The following is a 20909-nucleotide window of genomic DNA, read 5'->3' as shown; positions in this document are numbered from 1 at the left end:
GGCTATACTACGTAATAAAATTGGAGCGGATCGGCGTATCGGAATTGATACGTAGTTGCGTTCAGTAACTTATCTGGGCTGATGATTTTATAGCTGTTAGGTTCTTCCGGCGTAACAAACGTTGGTAATGTATAACCAAAATCAGCGCAGTTTTTCCGATAGATTGACTCACGGGTAGGATGCTCGGGCGAGATCGCATTAAAAACACCAGTGAGTTTATTTTCTATCAGGTTTTGCAGGATACCAACGGCGTCGTCTCGATGCAGGTAATTAACAGGAATGGCGCCTGTATCAATCGTTTTGCCAGCAACGTATTTACCCGGAATGCGATCATAGCCTAGCAGTCCTCCGCATCGTAAAATTAATATAGATCGTTCAGAGCTTAGCCCTTGTACAAGCTGCTCTGCTTCAACCAAAGCTGGTGTTGCCGACTGCCCTGGCTCCTGGACATCATCTTCGTAGACCACCCGATTCAACTCCGGATAAATGGATGTTGAGCTAACGAAAATAATATGTTTTACTGGCGACGGCCGAATTGCCTCTACCAGATGCCGAATCTGTTTGGGGTGAAAATCCTCGCCTAACCGTGAGGCCCGGGGCGGAATATTAATGATAAGCGTATCGGCCTGCAGTAAGTCATAGCTATTACCGATAATAGCCGGATTCAATTCTAATTGATACGCTTCAATGCCCTTTTCTTTAAGATTTGCTACTTTTTCGGCAGACGTAGCACTGCCCTTAACCCGATAACCGGCAGATAATAGCTTTTCGGCTAGTGGCAAGCCTAGCCAGCCACACCCTAGTATAGAAATGGTTTCCTGAATCATTAAAACATTATACCAAAACTCAATGTACGTACGTCTGGCCCCCGACCCTCCTGAAATACGGGATTCAGATCGTATTTGACAAATAAGCTTGTTCCAACAACGCCAATGTGACTTACTAAACCGTATCGAAGATCATTCAGATAGAAGCTGGCATGATCGTGTTCTTTGTCGTTGTTAGGGAGCTTTATTTTTGTATAGCTATCTAGTCGATACCCCACAAAGCCACCTATACCGAGGTGAAACACTTTTTTACCTGAAGCATTGTAGAAGCTTACGCGTGGAACCACCGGAACCTGCAGAGCAAATGTAGTCAGCTTGCTTTTCTTTAGTTGTTCAGGATGCTGTTCAAACTCGACCTGACTAGCTCCTTTTCTGGCCACTACGTTGTTTTCGAACATATAGTTGTTCCAGGATCCCTCTATGGCATAATATAAGCTCAACCGCGCCCCTTTACCCCTGATCAACGTAGGGCGCTGAGAAAAAGCCACCGCAAAATACCGAGATCCTAATGGCTTGAGCGCATAGATATCAGTAGGATAGGCCGCTACGTTTGACTGATTTAAAAACGTATTTAATCCTATTTGAAAATCGATACTTCTCGACCAAGAATTGATACCTTTTCGTACAGTCGATTTTTTATAATCGTTTCGGTGATTTATCGAATCAGAACGAGTGCTATCACTATCGCCTTTCAAAACAATGGTGATACCATCCTTTTTCTTCGTAACTACCAGCACCGTATCTTTTACGTAACGATCCCCTCCCTGCGATATAGCCGTCTGTCCGTCAGGGACAGAGTCGAGTTTCATGCTCATTTCCCGTACAATCTTGTTGAGATCATAATTGAGCAGCGCCTGAATACCGGCTTTGTCAGGCGCATAAATGACCATGCGGGTTCGATTAGCAAACCGAATGACTAATGAATCGGCGGGCTGTATTATAGACGCCTGAGCAGCGTAAATTGGTGTTAATGCAATTGCCAGAGCAATTATTTTCAGCGCGCGGTTCATTGTTTGCTAGATTTTTCTTTATCAAAGCTGTGTTTTAACCCGTTATAAGCACGACCAAGCAACCCTCTTTCGTTTTCGCCATCGTCTCCGCGAGCCAGTACCTCCCCTTGTTTAAAGCGCTTTACTTGCTGCCACAAATTGGGTTTAGACTCTTTTTCCTGATTATCCCCAACAGTCTTTGCTGACTTTTCTTCAACCGAGGTTTTAGCCGCCTGACGAGCAGCTACCAGAGCTTCTGGTTCAGCAATTGTTACCACCAGCACTCGCTCTGAATGAGGAGTCTCTTTATTTGCCGCCACTGTTGGTTGTTCCTGTGGAGCCGTAATTGGCTTTGAAGACTCAAGTGAAGCACGTTCTGGCTTTGTTGGGTCTTCCAGCGGTTTATTCTGAGCTACAGCAGGAAGATCAGTGGCTGGCAAACTACTGTTATCTTCTACGTTACGTTGTTTCTTGCTTTGTTTTTTAAGCGGATTCTCGATTGCTTTAACCTCGTTATTGGACGTAGTGGCCAACTGCTCATTTTCGGTTTCTAGTATGTTTTTACCAGAACCAGGCGACATATTGGGAGCTGCGGTGTCCGTTTTGGCCGTTTCTACAGGTTTGTTATCGGCATCAGGTTTAGGTTTATTGCTAGCGACCTGCTTTTTATTCTCACCTACAGCTGCTACGTTACCATTATCTGTTGACTGGCCGGATGGCCAGTATAGCCAGCCAAATAAGCACACGATTAGCAGACAGGCTGCCGCTGCCATGTAGCGATGCACTACTGGGTTTTTCCAGATTACTATCTTAGCTTCCTGCTTCTGTTTACCCATACGTGCCTGTAGCCGCTCAAAGCCATCTGAGCTTGGCGGCAGTGACATATTACCCAGCTTTCGGGCAAATAGGTCATCAATTGGCTGTCTTTCGGTATGTTTTTTCATAGTTTCCGGTCTGGTTCCGGCGTCCCGGCTCCTGTTCCATTTTTTTCAAACTCATTTGTAAAATCGCTCTGGCGCGACTCAACTGCGACTTTGACGTTCCTTCCGAAATACCTAACATGTCGGCAATCTCCGCATGGGAATATCCTTCTATCGCGTATAAATTAAATATCGTCCGATAACCATCGGGTAGCTGATTAACGATACGTAGTAAATCACTTTCATTCAATGCCGTATCGGCCCACTCATAATCAGGTTCGACCGTTACGTCTTCAATAGAAGTCTCCTGACGCCACTGCTTGGATTTGCGCAGAAACATTAGTGACTCTGTTACCATTACTCTGCGTATCCACCCCTCAAAACTACCGTCTTCCCGAAACTGCTCAATTTTTTCAAATACCCTCATGAATCCATCGAGCATCACTTCCTCGGCATCATCCCGATTGGAACAATAGCGAGTACATACGGCCAGCATTTTACCCGCAAACCGCTCGTATACGACTTTATGAGCACGGCTTTCGCCACGCTTCAATGCAGCTATCAACTGCGATTCAGTCGTAAAAAACGGTATTAGTCGAAGCATAATTGTTTAGGTTCATTAACAAGATGCAAAAGGGAAATCCTCAGGTTGCATGGTAATGAAAAAAAATTCTCTTTTTCTCACAATTTAATTGACTACGTTATTGTTTGGGATAAGCTAGCTCACAAAAAAAGGGCTTCTACAGCCCTTTTTCATATTTCACACCTGCTACGTAGTGTAGCCAGATTACTCTTGATATTCGAAAATTGATTGGCGCAATCAATACCATCAGAGGTGCAATTACACCAGCATATACCCAACCGTCGGGATCATTGGCTAGATAAAATAATAGAAAGCCAACAACTAAAGCCACCCCGCCTGAAATAGCGTAGCTTACGTACATGGCCCCAATGAAATAACCTGGCTCGACCTCATAGCGTAGCCCACAATGCGGGCATAATTCATACATATCGTCGAAGCCTTTTAACGAATAAAAGGGTCTTCTAAATATTTTACCCTGCCTACATCTGGGACATCGCCCGTCTAACACGGCCTGTAATTTCGAGACGTTTTTCATGTTCCCGTCTACTATTTCGGTACCACATAAATCCAATTGTAGCTACAATCAGATAGGGTACCATTAAAAGATATACAATACCAAAATTCAACTCGGAAGCAATTACGCTACGTCCATTACTTACTGTGCTTTCTACCGTGCCGCGGCACATTGCACATTGCGCCATTATATCCGGTGCCACAGTAATTAGTACAAGCACAATTAACCACATTTTCCAACTCTTCATTGCTTTTCCAATTAATGTAGATAATACGGTTTAATCATCAGATACACGATCACACCTGTAATACTGACATACAACCAAATTGGGTATGCATATTTTACAGTTTGTTTATGCTTTAAGATCTGGCCAGAAAGCGCAAAATAAACAGCACGTAGCACGAACCACACCACCACAATGGACAATACAATATGCGAAATCAGTAAGAAATAATAAACTGGCCGTACCCAACCCTCTCCTCCAAATGGAGTCGATTCATTAGTTAAATGGTATAGTACATAGCTCACTAAAAAAAGCGAACCGAGGGTAAAAGCAGCTAACATTGTGCGTTTATGGGCTTCAATGTTCTTCTGCCGGATAAAATAGAATCCCGCTAGTAGCAGTATAGACGTAACAGAATTTATTATTCCATTGATGTGCGGCAAATAGCTCGTCCAATCACCAAGATCTACTTTCTGCCGAATACCCAGTAAAACCGCTACGGCTACCGGAATAGCAATAGACAACGTATTTATAAAGCGATTTGCTTTCTGTTCCTGAACTGGTTGTAAACTTTCCATAGTAAAGAATTTATTCCTTACGATATATATCCAGTAAAACGCGAATTTCCAGTACTAATCGATCTACGTCCACTTTGTCGGTCCCGTCGTAAAAGCCTCTGACAATACCCTGTTTATCCACTAATACCAACTTTTGGCTGTGAATAAAAGTTTCGTCTGGCTTGCCTTCTGGTACGTTCTTATCGACAACAGGTAGATAATAGCCATGCATAGCAAGGTCGTATATTTCGCTTTTGCTCCCCGTTAAGAAATACCATTTTCCAGGGATAGCACTGTACTTTTGAGCATACTCTTTTAACTGCTTAGACCGGTCATGCTCGGGATCTACTGTATACGAAAGAAAAACGATATCTGGATTTTCCTGGAAAATATCCTGGACACGAGTCAGCTGAGAAGAAAGTTTGGGGCATATGGTGCCGCACCGGGTAAAGAAGAAATCTGCTACGTATATTTTATTCTTTACTATAGACTGGTCCACTAACTGACTATCCTGATCAATCAGTTTGAAAGCAGGAATACGGTTATAGATCGTATCAATTATTTCCCGCCCATCCGGTAAGGTTACTTTACCCATTAGGGGCTCTCCTTTTGTGGAGTCAATTTTGGGCAAATAACGAGGCAGCGAGTAATGATTTTCGGTACCGAACCGCAGAAATACATATAGCAAAGCCGGGACCAGCAGCGTAGCAAGCAGGATCCCGGCTTTTCGAGTGGCCGTCATAACTTATCGCAATTCAAAAATCGAACCGCCTTCGGTTAATAAAGCAACTAATAACCAAACGATAAAGATCACAGGCACAACAATTGCCCAGATCAAGCTTTTCACCTCGTGTTTTAAGTGCATAAACTCACCTACGATGTAGAATGCTTTTACTAAGGTCATGATTACGAAAATTGACGTTCTTAAGCCGCCAGCTTTCATAAAGTACGCAAGTGCGAATTCAACAGCTGTGATGCCTAAAAGAATCCAGAATGTACGCCAGATTATTTCCGTTTGCGCTGGAGCAATTTCTCCAGCGTGGTGGTCATCGATATGTGAATGATCAGACATTGTAGAATGGTAATTATTTATCAGACCAAATAAAAGAAGGTGAATACGAATACCCAAACAAGATCAACAAAGTGCCAGTATAGACCAACTTTCTCAACCATTTCATAATGGCCACGACGATCGTACAGTCCTGTTGCAGCACGATAGAAAATAAGAATATTCAATACTACACCACTTAAAACGTGGGTTCCATGGAAACCTGTTATAAAGAAGAATAAGTCTGCAAATGCTGGAGGACCGTATTGGTTTTCGGCCAGATTAGCTCCGAAAATAGTACGTTGAATCATTTGCCCATTTACAAGCTCAGTGATAGTTGTACCTGTTTCGGTTCCATGAATAAAGTGGCTCCATTCCCAAGCCTGGCTACCCAAGAAGGTAAACCCACCCAGGATAGTCCATAGCATATACTTTTCTACATCTGCACGGTCCATACGGTGACCGGCCTCAACAGCAAGTACCATTGTTACGCTACTGAAGATAAGTATGAATGTCATGATACCCACAAATACGAGTGGAGCATGTACACCATGAAGGAATGGTACGGAGGCATATACCATTTCAGGTATTGGCCAGTATAGATTCGAGAATTGAAATACTGCGCCATAGATGGCGGGGTCCCAAGCTGGATAGCTATACCGAATCAGACCGTACGTCACCAGCAGAGCTGAAAACGTGAACGTATCAGAAATCAGGAAGAACCACATCATCAGCTTGCCGTAGCTTGCCTTCATTGGCTCGACACCCCCCATCCAGGTTTTCTTGTCGAACACTTGTCCCGAGTCGGTCGTTAGGGTATCGGTCGTCACAGTAGCCGCCATGCGTCTAAAAGATTATCAATGAAAATAGACTAAAAAGAAAAACAAATACAACCACAAAATGTCTAAAAAATGCCAGTATGTAGCGGCAATTTCTATTTGATTTAAGCTTTTAGCATGAATTCGCAAACGGAATGATGCTACCAATGCAAAAACAAGCACAGTTAAGCCTGAAATCAGGTGAAACGCGTGTAATCCTGTAAATATATACATGAAAGAGCCTGCAGGATTACCAACAAAAAATACTTTTAGCTTAACTAATTCTACCCAGCCTTGAAATTGCATGTATAAAAACACGATTCCGAGTGCAAAAGTAATAGTTATAGCCGTCTTCAGACTGCTGAAATTATCTTTTTTTGCAGATGTGTAAGCCCAATGCATAGTCAGGCTACTAATCAACAATACAACGGAACTGTAGGAGAACACAACCGGGATTTCGTATTCAAGCCAGTTTCCTTCGGCTCTACGCACTAAATAAGCGCTTGTCATAGCTGCGAACAGCATAACAATACTAACAATGAACAGCCACAGAATGAACTTCCTGGGGTTCATCGAAAGGGTTTCTTCCGGTTCTTCTATTATTGAAATGTTGTTTACTAACTCACTCATGATTTTTAAACTTTGTCTAACAAGTAAACAATTTGTACAACTGGCAGATAAAGTAATGATCCAAACATCATTTGCAGCGCTGCTTTATCTGTACAAGTCCTCATTAAGTGAAACGTCTGCATTAAAAACAAGATTCCCCCTACCATTGCTACCAGTGCAGAATTAATACCAGTTACGCCAAGCAGGTAAGGAAGCCAGCCTACAGGAACCAGAAACAGTGTATAAATCATTATCCGAAAGGCGGTATCATACGTTTTCCCATCACCCGGCATCATTTGTATACCTGCTTTTTTGTATTCATCAAAAGCAAGCCAGCCTATAGCCCAGAAATGAGGGAACTGCCAGAAAAATTGTATGGCAAATAAAATACCTGGTGCCCAGCCAAAATGATTTGTTGCAGCAACCCAGCCAATCATAGGGGGAAATGCTCCTGGTAAGGCCCCCACAAACACAGCAATTTGCCCCTTCCGTTTAAGTGGTGTATAGACAAACCCGTATAGAAGTAAAGATAATACAGCTAATGCAGCTGCTCTGATATTAAAGAACTGAACGTATAAATAGCAGGCTAAACTGAACAGACCAAAAGCAAAAACAGCTGCCTCATTAACCGATAATCTACCCGTAGGCAGAGGTCTGGTAGCCGTTCGTTTCATTATTTTATCAGAGTCTTTCTCAATAATCTGATTAATGATATTCGATGCTCCAGTAATTGCTATCGATGCAATAATAAGTATGACTATCTTAATCCAATCAACCTGATCAGCTGCTAAGCAGTACCCAAATACACCAGAGAAGACGACAGCTAGTGTGAGTTTTAACTTTATTAACTCAATATAAGCTTTAGCTTTTGTATTAAAAACACTCAGAACAACCGTTTTTTCCATTCTACACCTTTAATAAATTTGACACGCTAACGGATTCTTCAGTAGTGCGTTTCGTCCAAACCGTACTTAACCAAACAACAAACTGTATTCCAATTATAATCATAGCAAACAGCAGATGAATTGGTTGCGCAAAAGCAGGGACTTCCAGATAGGCCATCACTACGCCTGTTACAATTTCAGATGCCACTAAAACTAGTAACCAGTTAGCAGCTTTAGAAAACCAGGATACGTCGTTTAATTGGCGCAGCTTATATATCACAGCTATATGTAAAGCCAGTAAAACTAAGGAAAACGACCTGTGTACGTAAAACTCCCAATCTAAGCTGCTAATCCAATTGCTACGATTCTCGTACCCTATTTGTTTTACTACTTCGTCTAATGATTCCCGCACAAATGTCCCTAATAAAACCTGACTTAAGGTTAACACCAACGTAAGAAGTAATAACCCTTTTAGTCCTCCAGATTTATTTCCAGTGAAGTGGGGAGTAGCGTTTAGACTAGATTGAGTATAAACGAAAAGTAGCGCAAATACGACCAACACAGCTAATGACAAGTGTATTGTGATCATATATTGAGCTAATTCTGTGGCTACGACTCTAGAACCAAGCCACCCATTAGCCCCAATCAGGAGAAAAGCGCTCAGGCTACCGAGAAATACAGTCTTATTATTCTTTATATACGAAAACGAAGCAATTAGCGTAGCTAAAACGAAAAAACCAGATAAAACGCCAAGTAGTCTATTGACGTATTCAATCCAGGTCTTGGTAGCATTAAACTTTACCTCCCCCTTGAGCTTGGCTCCGTAAATTTCTTGATAATTAGGAGGTAGTTGAGAGGCTTCGGTGGGCGGTATCCATCGCCCAAAACACTTAGGCCAATCTGGACAACCCATTCCAGAGCCTGTTCCTCTAACTATACCGCCTGCCAGGATAACCAGATAAACAGTAATGATAGTTAGAAGCACCAGGCTCCGGAACCGCTGTCCTTGTTTATTAGTGAGGCTGTTTGAATTGATCATTCAGGTTTTGTGCCTCAATTTCTTTCTCCAGCGAAATCAATTCATTTTCGTGAGGTAGATTAGACTCTGGAGTCTGAGAGTATGGCACGTTTTGAGGAATGAAGTCATCCTTCGCACCAGGCTTGCTATAATCATATGGCCACCGGTAAACGGCAGGAATTTCACCAGGCCAGTTACCATGCCCTGGCTCGATTGGCGCAGTCCATTCAAGGGTGTTAGACTTCCACGGGTTTTGTGGAGCCTTCTTCCCTCTGAACATGCTATGCACGAAATTATAGATGAAGATCCACTGCGCAGCAAAACTGAATATAGCAGCCAGACTTATAAAGCTATTCATATCAGCGAAAATATTCTTCGTGAAGTCATAGCTTGTAAAAGCATAGTAACGACGAGGGAAACCCGCTATACCTATATAGTGCATTGGGAAGAAAACCAGGTATATACCTATGAATGTCAACCAAAAATGGATATACCCAAGCTTTTCATTCATCATTCGCCCAAACATTTTAGGGAACCAGTGGTACACACCCGCTAAAAGACCAAATGCAGATGCAGCTCCCATTACAAGGTGGAAGTGAGCAACAACGAAATAGGTATCGTGTAATTGGATGTCCAGTGCTGAGTTACCTAAAATAATACCAGTTAAACCACCTGATATAAAGAACGATACCAACCCAATTGAGAACAACATAGCAGGCGTAAACCGGATGTTACCACGCCATAGTGTAGTAATGTAGTTGAAAGCTTTTACAGCTGATGGAACAGCAATAATAAGCGTCAAGAACATAAATACAGACCCTAAGAATGGGTTCATACCCGTTACAAACATATGGTGAGCCCATACAATAAACGCCAGGAACGCAATACCCATCATAGACGCAATCATGGCGCGATAGCCAAAAATTGGTTTACGTGCATTGGTAGCAATAATCTCTGAAGTCATACCCAGAGCAGGCAAAAGAACGATATATACTTCTGGGTGTCCAAGGAACCAAAAAAGGTGCTGGAATAAAATAGGGCTACCTCCTACGTTCGGCAGTGCTTCTCCCTTGATATAAATCTCAGATAGATAAAAACTGGTACCAAAGCTCCGGTCAAAAATCAAAAGCAATGCAGCTGATAGTAACACCGGGAACGATATTAATCCCAGAACTGCAGTTAGGAAGAACGCCCAGATCGTTAATGGCAACTTGCTAAACGACATACCACGCGTCCGGAGGTTAATCACCGTAGTAATGTAATTGATACCGCCTAATAACTGTGACACGATGAACAAGGCCATACTGACTAACCAGAGTGTCATACCCAGTTCAGACCCTTTATGAGCCTGTGGCAACGCACTTAATGGTGGGTAAATAACCCAACCACCAGCTGCTGGGCCTGTTTCAATAAACAGGGACACAAACATGATAGCACCCGCCAGGAAGAAGAACCAATATGACAACATGTTCAGGAAACCTGAAGCCATATCACGTGCGCCAACCTGTAAAGGAATCAGGAAGTTCGAAAACGTACCACTCAAGCCAGCTGTCAATACAAAGAATACCATAATGGTTCCGTGCATTGTTACCAGCGCCAGATAGAAATCCTGATCTAGTTTTCCGGCTTCATTAATCCAACCACCAAGAATTGGACGCAGAAATTCAAGTTTCATATTGGGGAAGCCCAACTGAAGACGGAACATCACGGATAAACTAATACCGATTATTGACCAAAGAATACCTGTAATCAGGTACTGCTTAGCAATAGTTTTATGGTCTTCCGAGAAAATGTATGTGCGCCAAAAACTTTGCGGCTCGTGGTGATCATGCTCTTCCACATGAGCCACAGTTGCCGAATGAGTTGATAGAGTCGCCATAATATTTTTAGTTCTATGAGTTTAGAGATTAACGGATCGTAGCACTAGCTACAGATATACCACCTCCTTGATTTGTTGATGCTGTTGAACTGTCAGATGGGGCAGATGCAGCATCGGCTGGCAAATATTTAGCAGCTTTTGCTTTCAAGTTCGCAGGAATGCGGGTAGCTAAATCAGGAGTTGATGTTAACAATGGCTTCTGCTCTTTACACCAGGCTTGCCATGATGCTTCATCTTCAACTATTAAACGAATCCGCATCGAAAAGTGTCCTTGTCCACAAATTTCAGTACAGGCTATTTCGTAGCCAAAATTAGGATTGCCAGTAATATTACGCATTTCATCAGTAGTCTTATCAGCCACAAACCAGAAACGAGTTGGCATACCAGGCACGGCATCCATTTTCACACGTAAGTGGGGAATAAAAACACTATGAAGTACGTCACGAGCGCGAATTTTCAACAATACTGGTTTACCAGCAGGAATATGCAATTCCGATGTTGAGACAAAATCATCAAAAGACGCTTCATCCGTATAGTCTACACCTACCTCGTTATTGTTGTCAATTAACTTATAGTTATAGGCCCCCAATTTATTGTTATCAACACCCGGATAACGAACGATCCAGTTGAATTGCTTACCAACTATCTCAAAAACCTGTGCGTCAGCAGGAGCTTCGGCCATGATATCGCGCCATGCTCTCCAGCCTGTAAATACCAACACAGCCATGACAACAGCAGGAATAACAGTCCAGATTAACTCAAGCTTGTGATTTTCTGGATAATAAGCAGCCTTACGTCCTTCTTTATGCTGATACAAATAAGAGAATAAAAACAGTAAAGCATTTGTTACTACAAAAGCCGCTGTAATAATTCCCATTGATAACCAGAATAGAAAGTCAGTACGCCGACCGTGAGGAGAAGAAGCCTCTGGCAGGAAAAACTGCTGTGCATATAAGAAAGACCAGGCAGCTCCAATAACTCCCAATACAAAAAATACAATAAATAGAGCGGCATTAATTCGGTTACTCATGCCGATATGACCTTCTTCTACCGGGCCTCTGGCATTCTTTATGACGGCAGCCATTCGGGAAACTACCAAAATAGCTAAGCCCAAGAAGATAACCGATAACAAAGCAATTATATAAACCATGTTCTATGCGGGTTATTGATTAAATGTCGTGGTGTAAACTTTCCTCTAGCATTGGATGATTCTTTGGAATCAAATTAGCTTTCGTTAATTGGTTAGAGAGCGACCAGACGAATCCGCAAGCAAAAATAAGAATCATGCCAAACTCAATAGGACCGAATCCACCATGCTCACCCACCGTTCCCGGCATAATATTGGTATAGAAATCAAAGTAGTGACCTACGATAATTCCCCAAGCAGCCAGTTTAAGGAAAATATATGTACGCTTAGCATCCCGTGTCATTAAAACAAGGAATGGAAAGACAAAGTTTAATATCAAATTTATAAAGAATGGCGCTTTATAAATACCTCCATAACCGCTGAAACGCTCCCGGTAATAAATAGTTTCTTCAGGCAAGTTCGCGTAATAAATCAGCATAAACTGTGCAAACCAAACGTATGTCCAGAAGATGCTAAACGCGAACATGAACTTACCCAAATCATGTAAGTGGCTTTCATTTACAATTTTTAGATAACCCCGTTCTTTCAAGGTTACTACTGTTAACGTAATGATCGCAAGACCTGTTACGTGCCAGCTAGCAAGCGTATACCAGCCGAACATAGTACTAAACCAGTGCGTATCGATTGACATCACAAAATCCCAGGCAGAAGTCGATGACGTCACGCCAAACACGACTAAGAAAGCTGTACCAAATTTGATACTTTTCTCGTAATAATCTGTACCACCATAAAGATCCTCCTGTAACGAGAAGTTTCTTAGCAGACGCCACAAACCATACCACAAGCCGAAGTATAGTACAATCCGAATTAGGTAAAAGGGCGTGTTCAGAAACCCTTTTTTACCATTTATTATTGGGTCAAATTCAGGGCTGCTTGGATCATATAAACCAGGATGTGTCCAGTGGAACAGATCATGGCCCGCAATTAAGAAGACAGCTAAGATTGCAATACCTGTGAAGGGCAAAAATGCAGGCATTGCTTCAGGTATCCGTTTAAAAGCAGAAGACCAGCCAGCTTGGGCCAGATAGTTATAGGATAAGAAAAACATTCCTATTACTGATGCTCCTGTAAAGTACACTGCATTTAGCCAGACATTTGCCCACAAGCGGTTTGTCCACTTATATGCGTGATGCCCTGCTTCATGGCCCTCATGGCCGCCTGCAGCGTGAGCAACTTCATGCGTTTCATGTGATCCGGCGCCCGATGCCAATAAGTACGCGCCGATTGCTACCAACGCGACTCCGGCTCCGATGCCGATAATCAGTCGACGCTTGGATTCCGCAGTAAATTCAAATTCTTCGTCTAACGACGGTATTGCGTGAGCCGATGCCATTTTCTAAAAGTTTGCAGCTAAAATTTGCAGTACGGTAAACTGCATCAAATCAACTGATTACTGCTACTAAATTATCCTTGTTGTAATTTATGTACGTATTGCACAATCTTCCAGCGGTCTTCCGGTGTGATTTGTGAGCCGTGAGGCCACATACGTCCTTTACCATGTGTAATGACATGATAAATATGACCGTCATTCATGCTTTTATAGGCATCCGTTGTATAATTCGGAACCCCTTTGTATTCTTTACCCACGGGTCCATCTCCCTGTCCTGTTGCACCATGACAGTGAGAGCAATAACGTGTATACAAAAGTTGGCCGTCCGCCAAAGACTGCTCTGTTTGAGGAATTGGGTTCACCAATACTCTTTCTGCAATACTGATACTATCGGCAGGAATGTTATAGATCATAAGATCCGTCTTTGCACTATCTCCTTTACCGAAGGTTGTATGGTAATTAGGCCGAGCAACAGTACCTCGAGCCGGTAAACGCATGTTCAACCCGGTTGGGTTGATTGGGTTTGGCTTAATCTGGCGGTAAGGTTCGTACCCAACAGATTCATACATGTTTGGTGCAAACTCAAGGCCAGGATTATCGTGCCCACGTTTACAGGCTACACCCGTAAACAGCAAAGCAACGATAGCCAATGTCGTTACGCTTTTATGTTTTGTTATCATTCTCATCCTGACCATTAGAACTGCTTAATATTTACTTCAGCAGCCCCTGATTTTCTCAGAATCTGCTCTATATCACCTTCCCCAATAGTATTCTTGCTAAGATCAATAGTCATAGCAAATTTATTATCAGTAGTTCTCAGATCATACATTAAAGGCTTAACTGTAGGTCCCAGCCCATTAGAAACCAGGAACGTACCAACCATTCCCAAAGCACAGAATAGTACTGTCAATTCAAAAATAATAGGCACGTAAACAATAGGAGAGTAAGAATCTTTGCCTCCGACAATCATTGGCCAATCAAAGCTTTCTGTATAAGCTGTTAAGAGCAGCGCAGTTGTTGTACCTGACAACCCAAATAGGAAGGCAGCAATCCCAAGTCGAGTACGTGGGTGACCAAGTGCTACGTCTAATCCGTGAATAGGAAATGGAGAATAGACTTCATGAATACGGACACCTGCTGTTTTTACGTCTTTAACGGCCTTTAAAACGACATCATCATCATCGTAGATGCCGACCAAAAATTTACCGTTACCATTTACATCTGACATGATCAGTGATTATGTGTTTGAGGTTTTTATCCTTCACTTAATTTGGTATCAAGTGAAGGATATCCGGCAGACCGGTTCTAATTAGTTTATTCTACACTCTTATTGAACGCTGGATTAGCAACTCGCTCTCCCTTAGCAACTCCAGATACAGAGGCAGGGAGTTTTTCAGACGACGACTTAATGACAGTTTTCACTTCAGCCATATTTACTACCGGCAAAAACTTCGAGAACAATAAAAATAATGTGAAGAATAAGCCGAAAGAGAAAATATAGTCGCTGATATCAAATAGAGTGGGGTGGAACATTGCCCAGCTTGATGGCAAATAGTCGCGGTGTAGAGACGTAACAATAATTACAAAACGCTCAAACCACATACCAATGTTTACTACAACAGATAGCGTAAAGGTCCATACAATACTCCGGCGAATTGTTCTTGACCAGAAAAGCTGTGGAGAGATTACGTTACAGGTCATCATAGCCCAGTATGCCCACCAGTATGGTCCGGTAGCCCGGTTAATGAATGCATAACTTTCGTATTCAACTCCAGAGTACCAAGCAATAAAGAACTCCGTTAGATAGGCAACCCCTACAATTGATCCCGTCAATGTGATGACTTTGTTCATCGACTCGATGTGCTCAAGCGTAATGTAATCTTCAAGCTTGAATACCACACGAATGATCAACATCAGGTTTTGTACCATAGCGAAGCCAGAGAAAATAGCTCCGGCAACGAAGTATGGAGGAAAGATTGTTGTATGCCACCCAGGAATAACGGACGTAGCAAAGTCAAATGATACAATCGTGTGTACAGAAAGTACAAGCGGTGTAGATAGACCAGCCAGAATCAAGCTCATATATTCATAACGAGCCCAGGTTTTCGCCGATCCGTTCCAACCTAATGAGAAAGCACCATATATATAACGAGACACCTTGCTCCGAGCACGATCACGAATCGTAGCTAAGTCCGGAAGAAGTCCCATATACCAGAACACTAGCGACACGGTGAAGTATGTGCTAATCGCAAATACGTCCCAAACCAGTGGTGATTTAAAATTCACCCAAAGTGAACCAAACGTATTTGGTAGCGGCAATGCCCATAGAGCCAGCCATGGACGCCCCATGTGCATAAGGATAAACGACGCAGCACATATAACGGCAAAAATAGTCATAGCTTCTGCTGCCCGGTTTACGGCCGTCCGCCATTTCTGACGGAATAATAGCAGAATTGCTGAAATCAATGTACCCGCGTGTCCAATACCTACCCACCAAACGAAGTTGGTAATATCCCAGGCCCAGCCTACGGTTTTATTTAAGCCCCATACACCCAGTCCTTCCCACCAGGTCCAGAATACACAGGCTGCCCCATAGATTAATACTATTACCGATATGGTAAAAGCAATGGTCCAGGCGCGCGTAGGTTTGCCCTCTACCTGTCTGCTGATATCTTCCGTTACGTCGGCGTAGGTTTTACCACCAGTGACCAGGGGAGTTCTTACGGCTGATGTTACATGCGACATATACTTACTTTTTAAATTTTTCGGTTTACGATCTACAATCTAGAGATCCCTGCCCAATCTTTTCAGATTAAGCCTCTACCCTAGATTGTAAGTTACTTTATGCATGTGATTCCTGACGAGTAGCCTGCTTAGGTTCTTCGTCCTTGTTGCGAATTTTAGTCAAGTAAGAAATTTGTGGTCTTACATTGATTTCTTCAAGCACATGGAAAGCGCGACCATCTTTCTCTTCAGTTAGAATTTTCGAGATTGTGCTTTCTGGATTGTTCATATCCCCAAAGATAATCGCACCAGTTGAACAAGCCTGCGAACAAGCAGTTTGTACCTCATCCGGCTCCAGTCTACGACGCTCCTTCTTAGCCGTCAATTTGCTTTCTTGAATGCGCTGTACGCAGAAAGAACATTTTTCGATTACACCCCGTGAACGTACTGTAACGTCTGGGTTAATGGCCATCTTACCAAGGTCATTATTGAAGTTGTAGTCGAAATTATCGTTATCGAAATATTTGAACCAGTTGAAACGACGTACCTTATAAGGGCAGTTGTTGGCGCAGTAACGTGTACCTACGCAACGGTTATACGTCATTTGGTTAAGTCCCTCGGTGCTGTGCGTTGTAGCAAGTACTGGGCAAACCGTTTCACAAGGGGCATTGCTGCAGTGCTGGCAAAGCATTGGTTGGAAAGTTACTTCAGGATTTGCTGATGCCACTTCCAATTCCTTTAGATTTTCGGGCTCAGCATCACTGCTGTAATAGCGGTCGATCCGAAGCCAGTGCATTTCCCGGCGGTTGATAACTTCCTGACGGCCAACAACGGCGATATTGTTTTCAGCCTGACAGCTAATAACACAAGCTCCACAACCAAGGCAAGCATTCAGGTCAATAACCATTCCCCATGAATGGTTAGGCTTGCCATAACCGTTCCAGAGAGAAATATCTGTTGACGTTTTAGGGCCTTCAGACGTTACAACTTTAGGTTCAAATCGACCTGCTTTTGGATTCTTCTGGTAGTTAGCAAGAATTGTTTCCTGCAAGACGGCATGACGGCCCATAACCGTATCATGGGTCTGAGTTTGTGCAATCTCGCGAGTCCCACCCGCTTTTTCTACTTTAGCACTGAACGATGACAACGTAACATAACCACCGGCCACTGATGCGAAAGGATATGCATTTTTGCCAACACCATTAGCTGCTTTACCAGCCTTTTCGCGACCGTATCCAATAGCTACAGAAACCGTATTATCGGCCTGACCTGGTTGAATAATTACAGGTAGTTCAATTGACTTACCGTTAACCGTAACATTTACCAGATCATTCTGAGCTAAGCTTAACTCATTTGCTGTTTTCTGCGACAGCGCTGCATAGTTGTCCCAGCAAGCTTTCGTCACAGGGTCAGGCATTTCTTGTAACCAAGGGTTATTGGCCAATGATCCTGTACCAATACTTACTTTCTCATATAAGGCTAACTCAAGTCCGGTAGAAGGCTTGTACCGTTGCGAAATACCAGTAGCCGCTTGTGCTACGTTACCGGCAAAAGAAGCTCCACCAGCAACACCAGCGCCTTTGTTTGGCTCAAATACACCGTCATTCAGGCATTTAACCCAGAACGCGTCAAATGAACTAAAACCAGAAGCCTGCGGATAGCGATTTGTACGCCAGAAGTTTTTCAGATAAACCTGAAAATCACTTGGCTTACCGATCCACGTTAGAAGACTAGACTGGAATTGGCGAGTTTTAAAGATATTAGTAATTGCTGGCTGAGCCAAGCTATAGAATCCTTGCTTTGGTTCAGCATCACTCCAACATTCCAGATAATGCGGGGCAGGAGCAATGTACTTAACTAATGAAGCCGTCTCATCGGCACGATCAGCAAATGATACTGACAGTGATATTTTTGAAATAGATTCGGCTAGTTCCGCTCCACGTGGGTGTTCATATACCGGATTGGCTCCGAAGAATAGAACCGCTCCAACACGTCCACTCTTAGCTTCGTCGATGAATGCATTCATCTGCTGGTCGTTACCTTGACGGTAATTAACCGGCGTATTTATGTCAATTGTTGTCCCATAACTGCCAAGAAGGTTGTTTAGAGCATTAACAACAATCTGAACATTTGGATCATTAGAGCCCGACACAACAATTGCTTTGCCACGAGCTGCGGCTAAATCATTGGCAGCCTTATCCAGATGCGCAACGTCAACCGATGCTGTACTGATAGCAGTACCGCCTAGTTTTGCAGCAACTTTATTGTAAAGGGCAGCAACAACCAAACCTTCTTGCGATGGTTTAATAGCTGTACGGTAATCAGCATTGGCACCGGTCATTGATAGCCCGGTTTCAAATTGATAATGACGAGACATCGTCTTTTTGCCATTACCAACTGCACCAACTTTACGACCTTGAGAATATGAATGAGCAAACTCAAATGGAGCAATCCACGTCCCCAGGAAATCGGCGCCGACACTTACAATAGTCTGGGCTTTACTGAAATCGTAAGAAGGAATAACTGCCTTCCCAAATGAAGCCTGATTTGCCTGCACTACTCCAAATGCCGAATTCGCATCATACATAATATGACTGGCAGTCGGATATTTGGCAATAAATTCAGCAATCACTGCTTTTGTAGCAGGACTAAGAATAGTTGACGTTACAAGTCGAATTGCACCTCCGCGAGCAGCTACCGAGTTTAACTGACTGATGATTTCACGATCAGCTGTTGCCCAGTCAATATCAGATTCACCACGTTTTGGGCCTTTCAGTTTGTCAATGTCATATAATGACAAAACGGATGCCTGAACACGGGCAGATGTACCGCCTTTAGAGACACTTGATAGTGTATTCCCCTCAATTTTTATTGGCCGACCTTCCCGAGTTTCGACTAGAACAGATGCATATTCTCCACCTTCAGTATAGGTTGATGCATAATAGTCAGAAATAGAGGGGAACGTAAGATCTGGCTTTTTAATATAAGGGATAGCCTTGTGCACAGGGGCTTCGCAAGCTGCTAACGTGACAGCTGCCATTCCAAAGCCCATTACTTTCAGGAAATCACGGCGTTGGGTATTTGATCCACCGAGTATACCATCAAGGTCGTTGGATGAGTCGCTTAGATCAGGGTTTGCAAACTCACTGTTGGCGTTCTTTACAAACGTTGGATCGTTGCGTAGTTCTTCAACCCCTTTCCAATACCGTTTGGTCTTATTTTCTTCCATGCGTGTTGTAATCGGTAAGATACCTATTGGTTGAACCGGTGGGTGATTAATAGTGACACTTAGAACACTCAAGACCGCCGATATTAGCCACTTTAAGCGGTTCCTTACTTTCTTTTTTGTGCAGGGCTACTAGCTTATCGTAGTATGCGTTGTCTTTCGTATTGACCTCCGTTCTACGGTGACAGTCAATACACCAACCCATTGTCAACGATGAGCGTTGCTCCACTACTTCCATTTTCTCTATTTCACCGTGACACGTCTGACACTGTACGTTACCTACGTTCACGTGCTGTGCATGGTTGAAGTATGCCAAATCTGGCAGGTTATGAACGCGAATCCATTCAATAGGCCGATTCTGTTCAATAGCGGTGTATATCTTCTGAATCTCAGGTGATTCCTTTTTGATCACACCATGACAGTTCATACAGATATTAGCAGCAGGAATCGTTGCATTCTTACCTTTCTGAGCGCCTGTATGACAATAGTTGCAGTCAATCTTATATTGACCAGCATGAAGTTTATGCGAATAAGCGATTGGCTGCTTAGGCGCATAACCCTGCTGAATTCCAATCCCATAAGCTCCGTCTAACGTCTCTTTAACAGCAACAAACAGGAAAAGCCAGATAATGATTGACCGAAGTGTTGGATTATTGAAGGTACTAGAAAGACCTTCTTTCAACCGTTGTCCAAACGAAGACTTTGGCTGAACGCCCTCGGCTGTTGGCGTTACGGCTTTCGATAGGATTGTGACGATTACGAGCAGAACGCCTAAAACAAGAAGCATTACGACAAGTAAAGCGACTAACACGAACGTGAATAGTTCAGATGGCCCTGAAGCAGCACCCGATCCACCACCCGATGGCGCAGGAGTCGTCGTGCCGTCTCCTCCACCTGTTGGAGCTGCAGGTTTATTTGCCTGGTCGATGTAGGCTAGAATACCATCAATGTCAGCATTCGACAAATTCGGAAAGCTGGACATCTGCACTTTGCCATTGGCATTAAATACCTGGTTAGCATAAGCATCACCAGAAGCAATTAGCGCAGACGAATTTTGAATCCACTTGTGTAGCCAGTCACGGCTAGGAGCACGATCTTCAATTCCTTTTAAACCTGGGCCAACTACTTTTTCATCTGTCACTGAATGGCACTGAGCACAGTTATTCGTAAACAGAGTTTTACCTTTTTCAGCATCACCACCTCCTCCTGAAGCTGGTGTAGCTGCAGCCGAACCACCGTCTGCACCCGCAGATGAGTCCTGCGCCTTTACCTGACCGCCGTTTATCAACAACGCCAGCGACAGAGCAACTGCTCCGTAAACCCTAGACAAACGACTCATTTTTAGACATCTATTCATTGAGTTGATCAACATAATCAGCACTGCCCTTTCATAGGCCCACAAAAGTACGACAGGATTGGTGTATCGGCAAAAATTGACGTTTAGTTATTTTACCTTATCAATTTTATTTATATTGTTTCTAATTAAGAAGATCATTCCGATTGGACTTATTGAAGTCAAATTTTGTCATTCCAACTACTGACCAGATTAGCTTACTGCTTACTGGTAAATTGCCACTGTTTACACTATCAAATCTATAAACAATTCATTGAGT

At 43.1% G+C, this 20909-nt stretch carries 20 protein-coding genes; all 20 read right to left on the bottom strand.

The window, feature by feature from the left end; translation table 11 throughout:
- Positions 1-2 precede the first annotated feature (2 nt).
- The 20 genes from GK108_RS01550 to GK108_RS01455 all read right to left on the bottom strand — a co-directional run bounded on the left by GK108_RS01550 (position 3) and on the right by GK108_RS01455 (position 20668).
- Positions 3-827 (bottom strand): NAD(P)H-binding protein, encoded by an 825-nt coding sequence (locus tag GK108_RS01550; RefSeq protein ID WP_163941728.1) that lies wholly within the window; start codon positions 825-827, stop codon positions 3-5.
- Positions 827-1837, bottom strand: a complete 1011-nt coding sequence (locus tag GK108_RS01545; protein ID WP_163941725.1) for an outer membrane beta-barrel protein — start codon at positions 1835-1837, stop codon at positions 827-829. Before GK108_RS01545 ends, GK108_RS01550 begins: the two co-directional genes overlap by 1 nt.
- Positions 1834-2760 carry a hypothetical protein gene (locus GK108_RS01540; protein ID WP_163941722.1) on the bottom strand — a complete coding sequence of 309 codons (927 nt, stop codon included), beginning with the start codon at positions 2758-2760 and terminating at the stop codon, positions 1834-1836. The genes GK108_RS01545 and GK108_RS01540 overlap by 4 nt, the downstream gene beginning before the upstream one ends.
- Positions 2729-3340 carry an RNA polymerase sigma factor gene (locus GK108_RS01535; protein WP_163941719.1) on the bottom strand — a complete coding sequence of 204 codons (612 nt, stop codon included), beginning with the start codon at positions 3338-3340 and terminating at the stop codon, positions 2729-2731. Before GK108_RS01535 ends, GK108_RS01540 begins: the two co-directional genes overlap by 32 nt.
- 136 nt (positions 3341-3476) lie before the next feature.
- Positions 3477-3854 carry a DUF983 domain-containing protein gene (locus GK108_RS01530; RefSeq protein WP_163941716.1) on the bottom strand — a complete coding sequence of 126 codons (378 nt, stop codon included), beginning with the start codon at positions 3852-3854 and terminating at the stop codon, positions 3477-3479.
- Between the two features lie 237 nt (positions 3855-4091).
- Positions 4092-4634 (bottom strand): DUF420 domain-containing protein, encoded by a 543-nt coding sequence (locus tag GK108_RS01525; RefSeq protein ID WP_163941713.1) that lies wholly within the window; start codon positions 4632-4634, stop codon positions 4092-4094.
- Positions 4635-4644: 10 nt separating this feature from the next.
- Positions 4645-5355, bottom strand: coding sequence for an SCO family protein (locus GK108_RS01520; protein WP_163941710.1), 711 nt, complete (start codon positions 5353-5355; stop codon positions 4645-4647).
- A gap of 3 nt (positions 5356-5358) precedes the next feature.
- Complete coding sequence (locus GK108_RS01515) at positions 5359-5685, bottom strand: cytochrome C oxidase subunit IV family protein (RefSeq protein WP_163941707.1); 327 nt, start codon at positions 5683-5685, stop codon at positions 5359-5361.
- Positions 5686-5705: 20 nt separating this feature from the next.
- On the bottom strand, positions 5706-6503 hold the full coding sequence (locus tag GK108_RS01510; RefSeq protein ID WP_163941704.1) for a cytochrome c oxidase subunit 3: 798 nt from the start codon (positions 6501-6503) through the stop codon (positions 5706-5708).
- Between the two features lie 15 nt (positions 6504-6518).
- On the bottom strand, positions 6519-7109 hold the full coding sequence (locus tag GK108_RS01505) for a cytochrome c oxidase subunit 3 (RefSeq protein ID WP_163941701.1): 591 nt from the start codon (positions 7107-7109) through the stop codon (positions 6519-6521).
- 5 nt (positions 7110-7114) lie between these two features.
- A complete protein-coding gene (cyoE, locus tag GK108_RS01500) occupies positions 7115-7993 on the bottom strand; it encodes a heme o synthase (RefSeq protein WP_163941698.1) in 879 nt (292 codons plus the stop codon).
- Position 7994: 1 nt separating this feature from the next.
- Positions 7995-9011, bottom strand: coding sequence for a COX15/CtaA family protein (locus tag GK108_RS01495; protein WP_163941695.1), 1017 nt, complete (start codon positions 9009-9011; stop codon positions 7995-7997).
- The gene (locus GK108_RS01490; RefSeq protein WP_163941692.1) at positions 8986-10869 is read right to left on the bottom strand and encodes a cytochrome c oxidase subunit I; all 1884 of its coding nucleotides are present in this window, start codon (positions 10867-10869) and stop codon (positions 8986-8988) included. The genes GK108_RS01495 and GK108_RS01490 overlap by 26 nt, the downstream gene beginning before the upstream one ends.
- Before the next feature lie 28 nt (positions 10870-10897).
- Positions 10898-12019: a cytochrome c oxidase subunit II gene (locus GK108_RS01485; protein WP_163941689.1), complete on the bottom strand. Its 1122-nt coding sequence runs from the start codon at positions 12017-12019 to the stop codon at positions 10898-10900.
- 19 nt (positions 12020-12038) lie between these two features.
- Positions 12039-13349: a quinol:cytochrome C oxidoreductase gene (locus GK108_RS01480; protein WP_163941686.1), complete on the bottom strand. Its 1311-nt coding sequence runs from the start codon at positions 13347-13349 to the stop codon at positions 12039-12041.
- Between the two features lie 71 nt (positions 13350-13420).
- Entirely contained in the window at positions 13421-14026 is a 606-nt protein-coding gene (locus GK108_RS01475; protein WP_163941683.1) for a c-type cytochrome, read from the bottom strand.
- A gap of 14 nt (positions 14027-14040) precedes the next feature.
- Positions 14041-14574, bottom strand: a complete 534-nt coding sequence (locus GK108_RS01470; RefSeq protein WP_163941680.1) for a DUF3341 domain-containing protein — start codon at positions 14572-14574, stop codon at positions 14041-14043.
- A gap of 86 nt (positions 14575-14660) precedes the next feature.
- A complete protein-coding gene (gene nrfD / locus GK108_RS01465) occupies positions 14661-16091 on the bottom strand; it encodes an NrfD/PsrC family molybdoenzyme membrane anchor subunit (RefSeq protein ID WP_163941677.1) in 1431 nt (476 codons plus the stop codon).
- 97 nt (positions 16092-16188) lie between these two features.
- Complete coding sequence (locus GK108_RS01460; RefSeq protein ID WP_163941674.1) at positions 16189-19299, bottom strand: TAT-variant-translocated molybdopterin oxidoreductase; 3111 nt, start codon at positions 19297-19299, stop codon at positions 16189-16191.
- A gap of 46 nt (positions 19300-19345) precedes the next feature.
- A complete protein-coding gene (locus GK108_RS01455) occupies positions 19346-20668 on the bottom strand; it encodes a c-type cytochrome (RefSeq protein WP_163941670.1) in 1323 nt (440 codons plus the stop codon).
- Positions 20669-20909: the final 241 nt, after the last annotated feature.

Origin of the sequence: Spirosoma terrae, from assembly GCF_010435915.1 — a bacterium.
GTDB classification, from domain to species: Bacteria; Bacteroidota; Bacteroidia; order Cytophagales; family Spirosomataceae; genus Spirosoma; species Spirosoma terrae.
This window is presented reverse-complemented; position numbering and strand designations above follow the sequence as displayed.